An 18,109-nucleotide genomic window follows, 5' to 3' on the forward strand; every position below is an offset into this window, starting at 1 on the left:
GTATTACAACGCGCTAACTAGTTTTTCAATCGATTTAAATTTGTTCATATTTTCAGGAAGCATATCGGCTTGTATGTGTTGTACTTGATGTCCTAAAATCCAAAACTTGTAATTATTCTCTATCCCTAGTTCTTGATTAAAATTTTCTAAATACTTACGGAGTTTCCCTTTATTAGGTTCAACAGTAAAATATGAGAGGAAATAAATATTGTCACAGTAGCTCAATAAATCTTTTAAACATTCAATAGGTACCGTCTGGCCTAGGTAGATTGTTTTATAGCCTCTCAAAGTTATTTCATAGTTTAAATACAGCAAGCCAATATCGTGTATTTCATTGTCTGGTAGAAAAAGCACAAAAGTTTTATCTGTTTTAGTGGGTTTATCTACAAGAAGCTTTTCAGTATTTAAAATAATTTTTTGCTTAATTAAGTTGGTTATGAAATGCTCATGAGACGGACTCACGGCATTATTCTGCCATAGTAATCCTAGTTCATTTAAAAGCGGAATAAAAGCCTCATAGAAAACATCTTTAAAGCTATTCTCTTTCAATAGACTGTTATAAGTGTTGTAAAATAAATTGGAGTCAAAATTTACCATGGCTATTTTAAATGAATTTATAGCATGGTTTTTTACTGTTTTTTTCTCAATAACTTCTTGGACAACAGTTGGGATGTCTGCTTCTGGTATTTGTGCAATTTTAGAAATCTTATGTCCATTATTATAGAGCAGTGTAATGTTTAAAAGCTTTTGCAAGCTCTTTAAACTATAGTTTCTGATATTGGTTGTGGTGCGTTCTGGTTCTAGTAAATTATATCTCTTTTCCCAAATACGAATGGTATGGGCTTTTATTCCAGATAAATTTTCCAAATCTCTTATACTGAAGTATTTTTTTACGTTGTTCATTTATTTTGAAAAAAGATTAAACAAATTTAATCTTTTTAATGATTGCATTTATTATTTCTGTGATTTTTTTACGGAAATAAATGTTCTGTTGAAGAATGAGGAGTAGAATAGTAGTGTAAAACAAAAAAAAAGTCATTTAAGAAATAATTTCTTAAATGACTTATGTGCCCACGACTAGATTCGAACTAGCACGTCCTTACGAACACCACCCCCTCAAGGTGGCATGTCTACCAATTTCACCACGTGGGCATTTTAAGTCTGCAAATTTAGTAAACTTTTTCTAACCACATTTATTTATGAAGTAAAACTCTACATCTGCGAAAATGAATATTTTTTGCAAATTCAAAATAAAATTATATATTTGATCCATACCAGAACAGACCAGTACGGTTGATGATTATGCAAAATAGTTTTAGTTTTATTATTGATCACGAGAGTGATGTACCAAAATATCAGCAAATTGTTGATGTAATTAACCAATCTATCGCTAAAGATGTTTTAGCTATTGGTGATTCATTGCCTTCTGTGAATGCTTTTTGTCAAGAACATCATCTGTCAAGAGATACCGTTTTTAAGGCGTATACTATACTAAAGGAGAATGGAGTTGTCAAATCCGTTCCCAACAAAGGCTATTATATTGCTAGTAAAAACAGAAAAGTTTTATTGGTCTTGGATACTTTTAAGGCCTATAAAGAAGTGTTGTATCATTCTTTTATTAACGAAATGGAAGATGATATTATTACTGATGTTCAATTTCATCATTATAATATTGACAATTTTAAAACGATACTTAACAATAGTTTAGGTAAATATTACAAATATGTGGTCATGGGGTTTGATCATAAGCAGGTTTCAAAAACCTTAGCTAAAATCCCGAATAATGATTTGCTTTTAATAGATTGGAATATAAATTCTAATCCAGAAAACAATTATGTTTTTCAAGATTTTGGAGTTGCTTTTTACAAAGGATTGGAGTCTATTACCGAAAACTTTAAGAAATATAAGGCGCTTCATTTTCTATATCCTACGTATACTAATCATGCCAAAGAGACGGTAGCTTATTTTGAAAAGTATTGTCAAGATAACAACTTCGATTACCAGATTAAAACAAATCCACAGGAATATAAAATAGAAAAAGGGATAGCTTACCTCAGTGTGAGTGACCGCGTCTTAGGTGTTTTTTTAGAACAGTGTCGTAAACAAAATTTGGAACCAGGTGTAGATGTAGGTTTCTTATCTTATAACGATACACCTATGAAAAAGTTTATTTATAAAGGGATAACGGTAGTGACTACTGATTTTGAGCAGCTGGGCATTAGTGCTGCAAAGTTTATTAATTCAGATAAACCACTTCAAGTGTATGTACCCACAAAAATTATTGTAAGAGATTCATTATAACAATATGTATTACATAGGATTCGATTTAGGAAGCTCGTCTATAAAAGCGGCTTTAGTAGAGATTAAAACAGGAAAAAGTCTAGGGGTTGTTCAAGAACCTGAGACCGAAATGAGCATGCTTGCCTTGAAAAATGGTTGGGCAGAACAAAACCCTGAGGAGTGGTGGAAACACATTTGTAAAGCTATTGAGCGCTTAAAAAGAAAATATGCTGTTTCTAAAACCGATATTAAAGGGATTGGTATTTCTTATCAAATGCATGGACTTGTCATTGTAGACAAAGATGGCAAACCTTTGAGAAAAAGTATTATTTGGTGTGATAGTAGAGCTGTAGAAATAGGTAATACCGCTTTTGAAGCTTTAGGAGAAGAAAAGTGTGCTGCACATTTATTAAACTCTCCCGCTAATTTTACCGCCTCTAAATTAAGATGGGTAAAGGAAAATGAACCAGAGGTATATGCTAATATTTACAAGTTTATGCTGCCTGGAGATTATATCGCTTATAAATTTTCTAATAAAATAAATACCACTATCTCTGGTTTGTCTGAGGGTATTTTTTGGGATTTTAAAACTGATGGTATTGCTCAATTTCTTTTAGACTACTACGGAATAGAGGAGACTCTGGTGCCTACGATTGTAGACACTTTTGGTTTGCAATCTAAGGTAGATGAAAAAGGCGCAGAAGAGAGTGGCTTGGCTATCGGAACTCCCATCTTCTATAGAGCAGGAGACCAGCCTAACAATGCATTGTCTTTAAATGTGTTTAATCCAGGAGAAGTAGCTGCAACGGGCGGAACTTCTGGCGTGGTTTACGCGGTAACAGATAGTTTGTCGGGTAAAGAAAGCACACGCGTAAATAATTTTGCACACGTGAATTATAAAAAATCAGACCCGCGTATTGGTAAGTTATTAAATATCAATGGCGCAGGAATACAATACCGTTGGTTATTAAATAACCTAGCAGTTAACTCGTATGAAGAGATGAATACGCTTGCTTCAGAAATAGGTATAGGAGCAGATGGTGTTTGCATGCTTCCTTTTGGAAATGGTGCTGAGCGTATGCTTAATAATAAAGATATAGGCACAAGGTTAGTTAATGTAAATCTTAACAACCACCATAAAGGTCATTTATGCAGAGCTGCCTTAGAAGGTATCGCCTTTTCTTTTGTATACGGAATGGAAATTTTAAAATCTGATGGCATAAATGTGAATGTAATTCGGGCAGGAAATGACAATTTATTTCGATCAGACATTTTCGCAAATACAGTGGCCACCTTGATAGGGTATGAAATAGAAATATACAATACTACTGGCGCTATTGGAGCGGCACGAGCTGCAGGTTTGCATGAGGGTGATTTTGATACGTATGGTAAATTAATCATGGATAATGATCATGTGATGACTTTTATGCCCTTTAAGGATAAAAAGCCGTATCAAGAAGCGTATCAGAATTGGAAAAAAGAATTAGAACTCGTTTTAAATAATAAATAGAATAACAACTTAAAATTATATAACATGGCAATCTTAGGAGATAAAGAATATTTTAAAGGTATTGGGGAAATTAAATTTGAAGGTAAGGATTCTGATAATCCATTAGCATTTAAATATTATAATCCAGAGCAAGTAGTTGCAGGAAAAACAATGCGCGAGCATTTTAAATTTTCTATAGCTTATTGGCATACGTTCTGTGGTCAAGGAGGAGATCCTTTTGGTCCTGGAACTCAAAGTTTTGAATGGGACAAAGCCTCAGATCCTATTCAAGCGGCAAAAGATAAAGCAGATGCTGCGTTTGAATTTATTGGTAAAATGGGCTTTGATTATTTCTGTTTTCATGATTATGATTTAATTCAAGAGGCATCCACTTTTGCCGAGTCAGAGAAAAGATTGGTAACAATTACAGAATATATTAAAGAAAAGAAAGCAGCTTCAGGAGTAAAATTACTTTGGGGTACTGCTAATTGTTTTTCTAACCCGCGCTACATGAATGGTGCTGCTACAAATCCCGATTTTGACGTGCTTTCTAGAGCTGGTGGTCAAGTGAAATTGGCTTTAGATGCTACCATGGCATTAGATGGTGAAAACTATGTTTTTTGGGGTGGTAGAGAAGGATACATGTCTTTGTTGAATACTGATATGGGCCGTGAGTTAGACCATATGGGACAGTTTCTTGTAATGGCTAGAGATTACGCTAGGGCTCAAGGGTTTAAAGGTAATTTCTTTATTGAGCCAAAACCTATGGAGCCTATGAAGCACCAATATGATTTTGATTCTGCTACAGCAATTGGCTTTTTAAAAGAGTACGGTTTAGAGAAGGATTTTAAAATTAATATAGAAGTAAATCATGCTACTTTAGCACAACACACTTTTCAGCATGAAATTGCTACAGCGGCTAAAGCAGGTATGTTAGGTAGTTTAGATGCTAACCGTGGAGATTATCAAAACGGATGGGATACAGATCAATTTCCTAACAACATTCAAGAAACGACAGAAGCTATGTTGGTCTTCTTGAAAGCAGGCGGTTTACAAGGTGGTGGTGTTAATTTCGATGCTAAGATTAGAAGAAACTCTACGGATATGGAAGATGTATTCTTAGCGCACATTGGTGGCGCAGATACGTTTGCAAGAGCATTGTTAACAGCAGATAAGATTATTACTTCTTCAGCTTACGATGATTTGAGAACAAAACGATACAGTTCATTTGATGCCGGAAAAGGTAAAGATTTTGAAGCAGGAAAGTTAACGTTGGAAGACTTGTATAAAGTAGCTCAAGAAAATGGCGAACTAGAATTAAAAAGCGGTAAGCAAGAGTTATTTGAAAACATCATCAACCAATACATATAAACCTGATCTATGGAAACTCCTAGAAATTCTAAATACTTAATGCAACTAACGCTGGTTGCTACATTAGGCGGATTACTTTTTGGCTATGATACAGCGGTAATTTCAGGAACTGTAAGTGCATTAGATAGTTTTTTTGTATTGCCTTTTGGTTTAGATGAAATGTCTGCTAATTCGCGATTAGGCTTTTTAGTGTCTAGCGCATTAATCGGTTGTATTATCGGAGGTATTTCTGGAGGATATATCAGTAAAAAAATAGGAAGAAAAAAAGGATTGTTGCTCGCAGCAATCCTTTTTCTTTGTTCTGCATTGGGTTCTGCAATGCCAGAGCTATTTATGAAACCTATTGGTGAAGGAGATCATACCTTTATCTATTTCTTCATTGTTTATAGAGTAATTGGAGGTATCGGCGTAGGGTTAGCATCGATGTTATCGCCATTATATATCGCAGAAATAGCACCTGCAAAAATTAGAGGTAAACTAGTTTCGCTGAATCAGTTTGCCATTATTTTTGGGATGTTAATTGTCTATTTCGTAAACTATTATATCGCAGGTCAAGGAGATGATACTTGGCTAAATACCGTTGGTTGGCGTTGGATGTTTGCTTCAGAAGTAATTCCAGCATCATTATTTCTAGGTTTTTTATTGTTTGTGCCAGATACTCCACGTTCTTTGGTGCTCAAGAATAAACCAGATAAGGCATTAGAAGTTCTTGAAAAGGTAAACGGAAAATTGGAAGCTCAAAAAATTCTACATGATATTCAGAATACCGTGTCTCATAAGTCGGGCAAGCTATTTTCTTTTGGAATAGCAGTAGTGGTAATTGGCGTTTTAATATCTGTATTTCAGCAATTTGTAGGTATTAATGTAGTCTTGTATTACGCTCCTGAGATTTTTAAAAATATGGGATCTGGTACAGATACAGCTTTACTACAGACTATTATTGTGGGGGGTGTAAATTTAGTATTTACGGTTTTAGCAATTCTTACCGTAGATAAATATGGTAGAAAACCGTTAATGATCATTGGAGCTTTAGGGATGGCTGTTGCTATGTTTGCGTTAGGCGCAACCTTCTACTCGCAAACCGTAGGTATTCTAGCTCTAATCTGTATGTTGGTATATGTTGCAGGTTTTGCTATGAGCTGGGGACCCGTAACTTGGGTTTTGTTATCTGAAATGTTTCCAAATAAAATTAGAGATAAAGCTCTAGCAGTGGCGGTAGCTGCGCAGTGGATTAGTAACTATGTAGTGTCTTGGACTTTTCCAATGATGGATAAAAACAGTTACCTCTTAGAAAAATTTAATCATGGTTTTGCGTATTGGATTTATGGTATAATGGGATTAATAGCCATGTTTGTGGTGTGGAAATTCGTACCTGAAACTAAGGGTAAAACCTTGGAGGAAATGGATGACGTTTGGGAAAAAAGTTAAAATATTTTTTTAGTTGTACATACCCTATAAATTATGAAATCCTTGACAGTTGCTATTGTTCAAGGATTTTTTTTGTGTTTATAGCGACGGATAAAAATCATATATAGTATCTTTTTACTCATATATGATCCATCATCCTTTTGTGAAGTTATAGTTTTATCAGAGTGACAACCAAATGAGTATATATAATATCAACCTATAAAAAAGAAGCAGCAAAAAATGAAAGACCAAAAAATAAAAAATAAAAAGATAGTAGATCAAAATATATCGCGAAGAGGGTTTATTACCAAAACAGCATTAGCAGCAGGTGCCATTAGTATTTTGCCAAGGCATGTATTTGGAAGAGGTTTTATAGCTCCAAGTGATAAAATGAACTTAGGATTTATTGGCTTGGGAAAACAAAGTCAAGGTCTTGCTAAAAATTTTATTGGGAATACTAGCGCACAAATAGTAGCAGCTAGTGATGTTTGGAGTACCAAAAATAAATGGTTCAAAGGGCATGTAGAAAAAATATATGCTGAAAAAAGAAATGTGTCTAATTATAATGCTATCAGCACGTATCTGAATTACAAAGAACTTTTAGAGCGAAATGATATTGATGGCGTAGTGATTGCCACGCCAGATCATTGGCATGCTATTCAGGCTATTGATGCCATGAAATCTGGTAAAGACGTTTATTGTGAGAAGCCTTTAACGCATAATATTGAAGAAGGTATTGCTTTAGTAAAGACCACAAAAAAAACAGGTCAGATTTTGCAAACAGGAAGTATGCAACGCTCTTGGGATTCTTTCAGAAAAGCCTGTGAGTTAATAAGAAACGGACATCTTGGTGATATTCAAAAAGTTTTAGTCAATGTGGGTGATCCTGCCGTTCCTTATAATTTAAAGGCAGAAGCAATGCCATCTGAGATTAATTGGAATAATTGGTGTGGCCCTGCACCAATGCTTTCGTACAATCACCGATTAGCACCATCTCGTAATGATGTAGATTTCTGGCCGGATTGGAGACTTTATGAAGAAGTGGGGGGTGGTATTCTTTGTGATTGGGGTGCTCATATGTTTGATATTGTACAGTGGGCATTAGATATGGATAGCTCTGGCCCCGTTAAATATATACCGCCTACAGATAGAAATGCAGTCCGTGGATTAAAAATGTATTATGAAAACGGCATAGAAATGATTCATGAAGATTTTGGTAGAGGTTGGGGCGTTCGCTTTATTGGTTCTAAAGGCACTATGGATGTTAGCCGTAGTTATTTGGAAACTACTCCAGAAAATTTACTTACAACAGATTTATCAAATGCTAAAGTAAAGTTGTACAATAGCAATGGAAACCATTTGCAAGATTGGGTAGATGCCACAAAAACTAGAACACAGCCTATTTGCGATGTAGAAACGGGGCACCGTTCTGCAACCGTATGTAATATTGCCAATATAGCCTACAATTTAGGAAGACCTTTGGAATGGGATCCTAAGAAAGAGAAATTTATGGGAGACTCAGAGGCTAATAAAATGCGTGGTAGAAAAGACCGTAAGTTTTAGTAAATTAAAAGCATTAGATATGCACCTGCTCTTTTCTGAAAAAAGCAGGTGTTTTACCTGTATGTTTTTTAAATAGCCTAGAAAAGTAGGAGATGTTATCTAGTCCCACTTTTTCAGCAATCTCTTTCAAAGAGTCATTGGTAGTCAATAATAGGAGTTGTGAGCGCTCTATCCTTTTCTCCTGAATAAATTTATTAGGACCAATGTTATAGATCTGTTTGAACTGTTTAGAAAAATAATCGGGACTATAATTACAGAAGGTAGCAAGTTCTTCTACAGTTATAGGTAAATGTAAATTATGGTTGATGTAATTTAGTGTTTTTTGCATTCCAAAATTATTCACCTTTTGTTCATTTTGCAACTTGTAATTAGTAATAAATTTTGAAAATAGCACGGTAAGTAGCCCTTGCGTTTCTAGAAAATCTTTGGTATTCAAACTTTCATTTTGCTTTATAAAATCTAATAGTGTGGGTTTGTTGTCATACGTTTTTGGATCACTATTTTTTATTTCACGCTTATTATTTAACTCCGTGAGCCGTTCAAAGTAAGTTAGCATATGAGGTGTTGCTTCTATTTCATAAATAAAATCTTTTAGACTATAGATAGATACGCCATTGTTTACTTCTTCTAGAAAGCTAATATAATATTGTTCATGGTACTCTTCGCAAGAATATCTAGCATAAGCATAGCTAGGAACAATGTACATAAAGCCCGGTTTTAAGATAAAAGTTTGATTATTGTGATACACTTTAGCGCTCCCTTTAGTGATATAATACATGCGTGTAAAAGGACTAATGACGTTGTCAAAATTCCAGGAGCTATCAAGTTTAGCATAGCCAATATTTAATAAGGTTAAACGTAGGGATTGTAGAATTTCGATCATTTTAAATCTGTTTTTTGCGCTATTAGAACTGAATATGTCATCTTTTCTAATTACATGCAACCGCGTTAGCCATGCTAAATTAAGGAAATATGAGCTGAAAAGCACTAGACAAAAAATGAACATATCGGAAATGTGCATTTTATGAACTGATTTGTCCAATAGTATGTTTCTTTTAAATTCTATTTTTGGTGAGTTACTTATTTTATAAATTTTTATGATGAAAATTAGCAATTATATAATTTTTGGAATCTTTATAGCTTTCTTGGTATCATGTGGTGGTCCTGAGCTTCCTGAGATGGTCTCGTTAGAATATGAAAAGCTGCCTGAGAAAGTAGATTTTAACCAACATGTGAAGCCTATATTGTCGGATAAGTGCTATTTGTGTCACGGACCGGACAAAGGAAACATAAAAGGAGGTTTGCAGTTGCATGAGGCGGAGTTCGCTTATGGAGAATTAAGTGAAAGCCCAGGTAAATTTGCAATAACACCTGGCAATTTAAAGAAAAGTGAATTTTTTCATCGGATCATGTCTAATGATCCAGATTTAATTATGCCAGCGCCTAGTTCTCATTTAACACTTACAGATTATGAGAAAGCAGTATTGATAAAATGGATAGAGAGTGGAGCTGAATATAAAGAGCATTGGGCTTTCTTAAAGCCAGAGAAATATGAAATTCCTAAAGTTGATAATAAAGAATTAGTAGGTAATGAGATAGATAATTTTGTTTTGGCTAAATTAAAGGAAGTAAACTTGGTGCCTTCCAAAAAAGCAGACAAAGAAGTTTTATTGCGTAGAGCTTCATTTGATTTAACAGGATTGCCACCTACTACCGAGGAAATAAACAATTTTTTAAACGATACCTCCTCTAATGCTTTTGAAAAACAACTAGACAGGCTTTTAGCTTCAAAACATTTTGGAGAGCAAATGACCTTAGATTGGATGGATGTTTCAAGGTATGCAGATACGCATGGATATAGTAATGATAAATATAGAGATACCTCTCCTTGGAGAGATTGGGTGATTAATTCTTTTAATGAGAATATGCCTTATGATGATTTTCTTACTTGGCAATTGGCAGGAGATTTGTTTGAAAATGCCACTCGAGAGCAAAAATTGGCCACTACGTTCAATCGTCTGCATCCTCAAAATTTAGAAGGAGGTATTATCGATGAGGAATTCAGATCTGAATATGTAGCCGATAGAACGGCTACGGTGAGTCAAGGTATGCTAGGCTTGTCCTATGCTTGTGCAAAATGTCATGACCATAAGTATGATCCTATATCTCAGAAAAATTATTATGAGATGTATAGTTTCTTTAATAACGTAGATGAAACAGGGTTAATACCTTGGGATTTGGCTACTCCGGTACCAGCTATGATGTTACCTACTAAGGAGCAAGAAGGCGTCCTCGCGTATTTAGATGAAATTGTAAAAACGAGTGAGAAAAAACTAACAAAAACAATTACAACAGAAAGCCAAAAAGCAGCGCAATGGCTGGCAAATGAATCTTACAAAAATATTGCTAAAAATGTGAAGCCAGATGGTTTAGTAGCAGCATTTAATTTTGATGACCAAAGACTAGTAAATGCTATTGGTGGTAATGGCAAGAACAAGGTTCAAATGCGTCAAGAGTTTGTAGAAAATGAAAAGGCTGTTTACAAACAAGGTGTCTCAGGAAAAGGACTGGCTATGGATGGCGATACTTGGCTGGACTTAGATAAAATTGGAATTTTTAAAAGAAACCAACCTTTTAGTATTTCTATACAAGTTTTTATTCCGGAAGAAATTACGGATGGGGTAATTTTTCATAAGATGAATAGTTCTGAGCTGCATAGTTTTAGAGGGTATCATCTAAAAATAAAAGAAAACAAGATTGAAGCTTTATTGGCGCATGTATATCCAGATAATGCTATTGTTATTGAGTCTTTAAATGATGTGCCTAAAGAAAAGTGGGTGCAGTTAACCATGACGTATGATGGTTCTAGTAAAGCGAATGGAATACATATTTATCAAGACGGAGAGCAATTAAAAACAAAAATGAAGTTTGATAATCTTTATAAAGACATCATCTTTAATGGATTGCAACTTTATGGAAAAGAGAGTCCAAAACTTGAGCCAGGCTTACGAGTTGGGGCTATCTGGAGAGATAAGGGTATCGGCGGTGCTGTAGTAGATAATTTATTGGTTTTTGATAAAGAAATTTCTCCAATTGAGGTCTTACAAATTAGCACCTCAGATAAATTAAAGAATCTTCAGAAAAAACCATACGCTAATTTAAGTGCGCTAGAAAAGCAACAATTAACCCAGTATTTTTTAAGTACAAAATCTCAGGAATACGTATCAGTCTTAAAAGACGTAGAGCATAAAAGAGAGGTTTTAGTAGATAGTACGGAAAGGGTAAAACAAATTATGGTCATGAAAGAAAGCAAGTCTCCAAGACAAGCTTATATTTTAGATAGGGGTAATTATGATTCTCCTACCGATTCTGTTTTTCCAAATGTGCCTCAAGATATTTTCCCTTGGAAAGAGGCATGGCCTAAAAACAGACTTGGTTTGGCTAAATGGATTACAGATAAAGATAATCCATTAACGGCGAGAGTTACTGTAAATAGGTATTGGCAGAATCTCTTTGGAAGAGGATTGGTATTAAGTTCAGAAGATTTTGGAAATCAAGGCGATTTACCAACACATCCTAAATTATTAGACTGGTTGGCGATTCGTTTTGTGTCTTCAGGTTGGGATATTAAGGATTTATTAAAAACTATGATGATGTCTAACACGTATCAGCAAAGTTCTGTTATTAGTAAAGAGCTTTTAGCAGTAGACGGAGAAAATAGATGGTTGTCTCGTGGTCCATCAACAAGACTATCTGGAGAAATGCTTCGGGATAATGCTTTATATGCTTCTGGATTATTAAATGAAAAAATAGGAGGAGAAAGTGTTAAACCATACCAGCCAGAAGGCTTATGGGAAGTGAATGGTGATACTTATGAGCAAGATGGTGTAGAAGGCTTGTATAGAAGGAGTATGTATACCATTTGGAAACGAACAATTCCGAATCCTACTATAGCCACTTTTGATGCGCCAACAAGAGATTTGTGTTCTTCTAGAAGACAGAAAACCAACACACCATTACAAGCCTTAGTAATTCTTAATGATCCTACGTATATAGAAGCATCAAGAGTTTTAGGAAAACGTATGGCTGAAGAGAAGACTATTGATGCAGGAATTAAGTTGGCCTTCATAAAATTAACCGGTAGAAAGGCCACGGAAAAAGAATTAAGCGTATTAAGAAAGTTGCAAAAATCTGAATACGATAAATTTAATAGCAACCTGAATAAGGCCTTAGGCTGGTTAAATACAGGAGCGTATGAATTAAGTGAAAGTGATAATAAGGCATTAATAGCTGCAAATGCTGTAGTAGCAAGTACCATCATGAATGCAGATGCTACAATTACAAAAAGATAAATTGGTAAACCTTATAAGTATAAAACTATGTGTAACGATCATCAACATAAATTAAGGTCTAATAATAAAGATTTACAAGACGTAGAAAGACAAGCAGACCGACGACAGTTTTTAAAGAAAACATCTTTAGGGCTTGGTGCTTTGGCATTAGGGAGTCTTTTAGGGGCAGATAAAATGTTCGCGGGTATCGGAAAAGATAGCTCGCCTGAAGATATCTTAAAATCTTATAATAAGAATAGATTAGGCCTACCGCACCATTTACCGAAAGCAAAAAGAATTATCTACCTATTTCAAAGTGGTGGCCCTTCACAGATGGATTTGTTTGATTACAAGCCAAAATTGACGGACATGTTTGGAAAAGAATTACCAGATTCGGTGATGAGTGGCCAAAGATTAACAGGGATGAGTGGGAACCAAAGTACCTTGCCCATAGCGCCATCTACATTTAATTTTAAGCAATATGGAGAATCTAGGGCTTGGGTGAGTGATGCTATGCCTTATTTATCGGAAGTGGTAGATGATTTGTGTTTTATAAAAGGTATGCAAACAGATCAAATAAACCATACTCCTGCTATTACCTTTATGCAAACGGGTAATCAGTTGCCAGGAAGACCTTCTATTGGTTCTTGGTTGAGTTATGGATTGGGTTCAGACAATGAAAACTTACCTACATTTATTACGCTGGTTTCTAAAAATGGAAAAGGGCAACCTTTAAAAGCTAGTTTATGGGGTAATGGATTTTTGCCTACAGAGCATCAAGGGGTGCAATTTAGATCAGGAAAAGATCCAGTATTGTATCTAAGTGATCCTGAAAATTATGATGGTCAGGACCGTAGACATATGTTAGATTATTTGGGTGATTTAAATGATTTACAAAAAGATGCTTACGGAGATCCAGAAATTCAGGCTAGAATGTCGCAATATGAAATGGCCTTTAAAATGCAAACTTCGGTGCCTGAAGTTTCAGATTTATCAGATGAGTCAGACAGTACTTTTGAGATGTACGGTAAAGATAGTAGGGATCCAGGAACTTATGCAGCTAATTGTTTAATGGCACGAAAGCTATTGGAAAAGGGAGTGAAATTTGTGCAATTATACCACCAAGGATGGGATCAACATAACTATTGTCCTGGAGGAGTTAAGAGCCAATCGCAAAAAACAGATCAACCTACAGCGGCTTTGATAAAAGACCTGAAACAACGAGGTATGTTAGATGATACTTTGGTTGTTTGGGGTGGTGAGTTTGGTAGAACAGTATACTCACAAGGGCAACTTACTAAAGAAAATTACGGAAGAGATCATCATCCAAAAGCATTTACTATGTGGATGGCAGGAGCAGGTGTTAAGCCTGGGTTTAGCTACGGCGAGACAGATGATTTTAGTTATAATGTGGTGAAAGATCCTGTGCATGTCCATGATTTTCATGCAACACTATTACACCTCTTTGGGGTAGATCATGAAAGATTAACATTTAAACATCAAGGGAGACGTTATCGATTAACCGATGTTCATGGAAATGTGGTTAAAAGTTTACTTACCTAATATAAAATCAACACAATGCCAACCAGAAGAAATTTTATAAAAAAGACCACTGCAGCGACGGCAGCATTAGCGGCTGTACCGTCATTCGGCTTTACCATATTAAAAAATAATAAGCCAGAAGAAACCATTTTAGGTCATGGTGATTACCAATACAAAGTTCATAATGACTGGGCACAAATAAGTTCGATAAGAACCCCTTTATTAAATTGCCATGAAATGCAAATGGATAGTAAAGGAAGGTTGATTATGATAGGAGATCATCCTAAAAATAATGTTCTAATTTTTGATAAATCGGGAAAGCTCCTAGATTATTGGGGTACCGCTTATCCAGGAGGTCACGGATTAACTATTTCTAATGAAGGTGGGGAAGACTTTTTATTTCTTGCAGATTCAGGATGGTATTTAAATAAAACAGGACAATGGGTTAAGCATAATGGTAGAGTAAGCAAGACAACTACAGATGGGAAAGTTCTGTTTGATATTGGACACCCGCAGACCATTGGAGTTTATGAATCAGGATTAAATTTTTGTCCTACAGAAGTCGCTATTGGCCCTAATGGAGATATTTATGTGGCAGATGGCTATGGTCAAGATTTTATTTTACAATATTCTTATAAAGGCGAGTTTATACGTAAATGGGGCGGTCATGATAATGAAGATGCTAATTATAATTTGCAGAATGCGCATGGTGTAGCTATAGATCATAGAGATAAAAATAATCCAATGGTTGTTTGTACTTCAAGAAACCAACAATCTTTTAAATGGTTTACTTTAGATGGTACGTATGTCAAGACCTTATTCTTGCCAAATATGCAAGTGTGTAGACCTGTTTTTGATGATATTAATTTATATGCAGGTGTCTGTTGGTCGCAACCAAAAGAAGGAAAAACAAACTGGAAAGATCATACTGGTTTTGTGACTATTTTAGAAGGGGATACTGTTGTTTCCAATCCAGGAGGAACCGCGCCAGACTATAAAAAAGGTACACTGCAGAAATCATATCAACTAGAAAATAAACCTATTTTACATGGTCATGATGTATGCGTAGATGAAGATAAAAATTTATATATCTGCCAGTGGAATGCCAATAAAACAGCACCAATCAAATTAGAACGCGTTTAAAAAGGATTAAGAAGTTATTGTTATGGAGAATAGTGTTCCAGATATTGTATTGTTTTTAGGGAGGTTTCACCCGCTTGTCGTGCATTTGCCTATTGGCTTTTTGTTTTTTGCCTTTGTTTTGGAAGTATTTAGTCGGTGGAAAAAGAACCCTGTACTTACTTCAGGAATTCCGTTAGCCTTGTTCTTAGGAGCACTTAGTGGTACCGTGGCCTGTATTTTAGGATACATGTTGTCCTTAAGTGGAGATTATGAAGAGAGTGCTCTAGATACCCACTTTTGGTTTGGTATTGCCACTACAGCTATTGCATTTTTAGCGTGGCTTATCAGAATTGAAAAAATTAATATAGCAAGCTTAAACAAGCTTCAGCCCAATATAGCGGCACTTACATTACTAGTTATTTTACTAAGTGTAACGGGGCATTATGGCGGTAATCTTACACACGGTAGTGACTATTTGGTAAAATACTTGCCTTTTGGTGGTGTAGACAAAAAGGAGCTTGTTGCGGTTACTAGGGTTGAGGATGCTGAGGTATTTGGTCATCTTGTGGAGCCTATTTTGCAAAATAAGTGTGCTAGCTGTCATAATTCTAGTAAGAAAAAAGGAGGACTCTCTATTGCAGACAGTGTGTCTATTTTAGTGGGTGGTAAAAATGGGGAGATACTAATTCCTGGGGATGCCAACAATTCTGAAATACTTAAAAGAGTATTATTAGATCCGCATGATGATAATTTTATGCCTCCCGAAGGTAAAACTCCTTTGACCGAAGAAGAAATAGCCATTTTAACGTATTGGATAGAAAATGCTAAAGCGGGTTTTAGCACAAAAGTCGCCGCAGTAGAAACCAATGAAGCTATTACAGGAATAGCTAGTACAATGTTAGGACTATCTGGCACTTCTACTTCTCAAGGTGCTGAAATAGAAATACCTAAAGTAGCATTGGTTCCTGATGACGCCATAATTGCGTTACAAGCAGAAGGGTTTAGGCTTAGAGAGCTCGCATTTGAATCGGGTTTGTATGAAGTGGTTTTAGCGCCAAATTCTAATGTAAATGGCACGCCAAAAAGTATGTCTGAAAAATTAGAAAAATTACTTTCGATAAAAGAAAATATCCTTTGGCTATCTTTAGAGAATAATCAGATAGCGGATGAACATATAGCATTGATTGCTCAATTTCCAAATATTCAAAAACTAAAATTGAATGATAATCCATTGTCTGATGCTGCGGTAACCCCGCTAATAAAATTAGAGAATTTAACAAGTGTCAATTTATTAGGGACTAAAATAACTTCAAAAAGTATCCCTGCTTTTTCGGAAATGAAGCGCCTTAAATATGCCTATGTTTGGAAAACAAATATTAAAAAAGAGGACGTAGAGAAACAATCAATAGAGGATTTTCCTAAGATTATAATTGAGTAAATTCATATAGATAGCATTAAAGCCCATGAAGAAAGGTATTGTATTCAGTAGTATTATCGCATTAATTACAATCAGTTGTACCTCGCAAAAGACGTTGGCTGATGCAGAAATTGGTACGCAGAAATATACCGCTGATTGGGAATCTTTACAGCAGTATGAAGTTCCAGAATGGTACAAAGATTTAAAATTTGGGATTTATTTTCACTGGGGCCCGTATGCCGTTCCTGCGTATGAAAATGAGTGGTATTCTCGTTGGATGTATGTGGATGGGCATCTTATCAACAAACATCATAAAGCAACGTATGGGGCTTTAGATACTTTTGGGTATAAAGATTTTATTCCCATGTTTAAAGCAGAAAAATTTGATGCTGAGGTCTGGGCAGATTTATTTGTAAAGGCAGGAGCTCAATTTGCAGGCCCTATCGCAGAACATGCAGATGGTTTTGCCATGTGGGATAGCCAACTTACCAAATGGGATGCTAAAGACATGGGACCAAAAATAGATGTGGTAGGAGCCATGGAAAAGGCTATAAAATCTCGGGGACTTAAATTTATTACTACCTATCATCGGCATTGGTTATATGCATGGTATCCAACATGGGATGAAAATACAGATGCTTCAAACCCATTGTATGAAGGCCTCTATGGCCCAAAAGTTCCAGAGGGTACTTTTGTGATGGCAAATAAACCTACACGTCCTTTGCCAAGTGCTGCGTTTAATCAAGAATGGTTAGATAGGCTTACCGAATTGACGACTAAATATGATCCAGATATTGTATGGTTTGACAATAAAATGGATATCATAGGAGAAAAATATAGAAAGCAGTTTTTGGCTGATTTTTACAATCGCGGTCTTAAGAAAGGGAAAGAGGTTGTGGTTACTTACAAGTTTGAAGATTTAGCGGTAGGTTCTGCAGTTTTAGATCTTGAGCGCTCTAGAATGAGTGAAAAAAAAGAGTTTACGTGGCTTACAGATGATTCTATTGATTGGAAAGCGTGGAGCAATATTCAGAACCCTGAATACAAATCTACTAACAGACTTATAGATTTTTTGGTGGATGTGGTTAGTAAAAATGGTGCAGTACTATTAAATATTACACCTACGGCGGCGGGAGAAATACCTTCTCAGGTACAAGAGCGCCTACTGCAAATGGGAGAATGGTTAGCTGTAAATGGCGAAGCTATTTACGGAACCAGGCCCTGGAAAATTTATGGTGAAGGACCAGCAGAGGTTGTAGAAGGGCATTTAAGTGAGCATAAAAATCCAGATAATACAGCAGAAGATATTCGGTTTACTACCAATGATGACATTCTCTACGCAACGGTTTTAGATTGGCCAGAAAAAGAAGTGTTTATAAAATCGTTGGGGAGCCAAGAGCAAAAAATTAAAAGCATTCACTTATTAGGCAGTCAAGAAGTAATCAATTGGAAACAAAGTGAAACCGCTTTGATTATTCAACCTAGTAAGAGCAAGATTGGCGACTTCGCTTTTGTATATAAAATTGAATTTTTTAAATAAAAAATACATCCTTTCTTTTTCTGAATTGCTCCGCTAGAACAAATGTC

At 35.5% G+C, this 18,109-nt stretch carries 12 protein-coding genes and 1 tRNA gene; 10 read left to right on the forward strand and 3 right to left on the reverse strand.

Features of this window, described 5'->3' with window-relative positions:
• Positions 1-3 precede the first annotated feature (3 nt).
• Both M666_RS09520 and M666_RS09525 read right to left on the reverse strand, forming a co-directional pair.
• Positions 4-903 carry a MerR family transcriptional regulator gene (locus M666_RS09520; RefSeq protein WP_024481486.1) on the reverse strand — a complete coding sequence of 300 codons (900 nt, stop codon included), beginning with the start codon at positions 901-903 and terminating at the stop codon, positions 4-6.
• Between the two features lie 165 nt (positions 904-1,068).
• Positions 1,069-1,152, reverse strand: a tRNA-Leu gene (locus tag M666_RS09525).
• Positions 1,153-1,302: 150 nt separating this feature from the next.
• Here M666_RS09525 and M666_RS09530 point away from each other — a divergent pair.
• The 5 genes from M666_RS09530 to M666_RS09550 all read left to right on the forward strand — a co-directional run bounded on the left by M666_RS09530 (position 1,303) and on the right by M666_RS09550 (position 8,110).
• Positions 1,303-2,301, forward strand: coding sequence for a GntR family transcriptional regulator (locus M666_RS09530; protein ID WP_306671377.1), 999 nt, complete (start codon positions 1,303-1,305; stop codon positions 2,299-2,301).
• Positions 2,302-2,305: 4 nt separating this feature from the next.
• Positions 2,306-3,790 (forward strand): xylulokinase, encoded by a 1,485-nt coding sequence (locus tag M666_RS09535; protein ID WP_024481484.1) that lies wholly within the window; start codon positions 2,306-2,308, stop codon positions 3,788-3,790.
• A 24-nt stretch (positions 3,791-3,814) separates the two neighbouring features.
• Positions 3,815-5,140 (forward strand): xylose isomerase, encoded by a 1,326-nt coding sequence (gene xylA, locus M666_RS09540; RefSeq protein ID WP_024481483.1) that lies wholly within the window; start codon positions 3,815-3,817, stop codon positions 5,138-5,140.
• Positions 5,141-5,149: 9 nt separating this feature from the next.
• A complete protein-coding gene (gene xylE, locus M666_RS09545) occupies positions 5,150-6,568 on the forward strand; it encodes a D-xylose transporter XylE (protein WP_025615700.1) in 1,419 nt (472 codons plus the stop codon).
• Positions 6,569-6,787: 219 nt separating this feature from the next.
• Positions 6,788-8,110: a Gfo/Idh/MocA family protein gene (locus tag M666_RS09550; protein WP_029446914.1), complete on the forward strand. Its 1,323-nt coding sequence runs from the start codon at positions 6,788-6,790 to the stop codon at positions 8,108-8,110.
• A 13-nt stretch (positions 8,111-8,123) separates the two neighbouring features.
• Here the strand turns inward: M666_RS09550 and M666_RS09555 are convergent, their stop codons facing one another.
• Positions 8,124-8,993: an AraC family transcriptional regulator gene (locus M666_RS09555; RefSeq protein ID WP_024481481.1), complete on the reverse strand. Its 870-nt coding sequence runs from the start codon at positions 8,991-8,993 to the stop codon at positions 8,124-8,126.
• Between the two features lie 214 nt (positions 8,994-9,207).
• On the opposite strand from M666_RS09555, the gene M666_RS09560 reads away from it, so the two are divergent.
• From M666_RS09560 to M666_RS09580, 5 genes are read left to right on the forward strand one after another with little or no spacing between them, the layout of a single operon-like run.
• Entirely contained in the window at positions 9,208-12,462 is a 3,255-nt protein-coding gene (locus M666_RS09560) for a DUF1553 domain-containing protein (RefSeq protein ID WP_029446913.1), read from the forward strand.
• A 27-nt stretch (positions 12,463-12,489) separates the two neighbouring features.
• Positions 12,490-14,004: a DUF1501 domain-containing protein gene (locus M666_RS09565; RefSeq protein WP_024481479.1), complete on the forward strand. Its 1,515-nt coding sequence runs from the start codon at positions 12,490-12,492 to the stop codon at positions 14,002-14,004.
• A gap of 15 nt (positions 14,005-14,019) precedes the next feature.
• Complete coding sequence (locus M666_RS09570) at positions 14,020-15,126, forward strand: twin-arginine translocation signal domain-containing protein (RefSeq protein WP_029446912.1); 1,107 nt, start codon at positions 14,020-14,022, stop codon at positions 15,124-15,126.
• 22 nt (positions 15,127-15,148) lie between these two features.
• Entirely contained in the window at positions 15,149-16,543 is a 1,395-nt protein-coding gene (locus M666_RS09575; protein ID WP_029446911.1) for a DUF2231 domain-containing protein, read from the forward strand.
• 25 nt (positions 16,544-16,568) lie between these two features.
• The gene (locus M666_RS09580) at positions 16,569-18,062 is read left to right on the forward strand and encodes an alpha-L-fucosidase (RefSeq protein WP_029446910.1); all 1,494 of its coding nucleotides are present in this window, start codon (positions 16,569-16,571) and stop codon (positions 18,060-18,062) included.
• The last annotated feature ends 47 nt before the right edge of the window (positions 18,063-18,109 follow it).

The organism is Cellulophaga baltica 18, from assembly GCF_000468615.2.
Taxonomy (GTDB): Bacteria; Bacteroidota; Bacteroidia; order Flavobacteriales; family Flavobacteriaceae; genus Cellulophaga; species Cellulophaga baltica.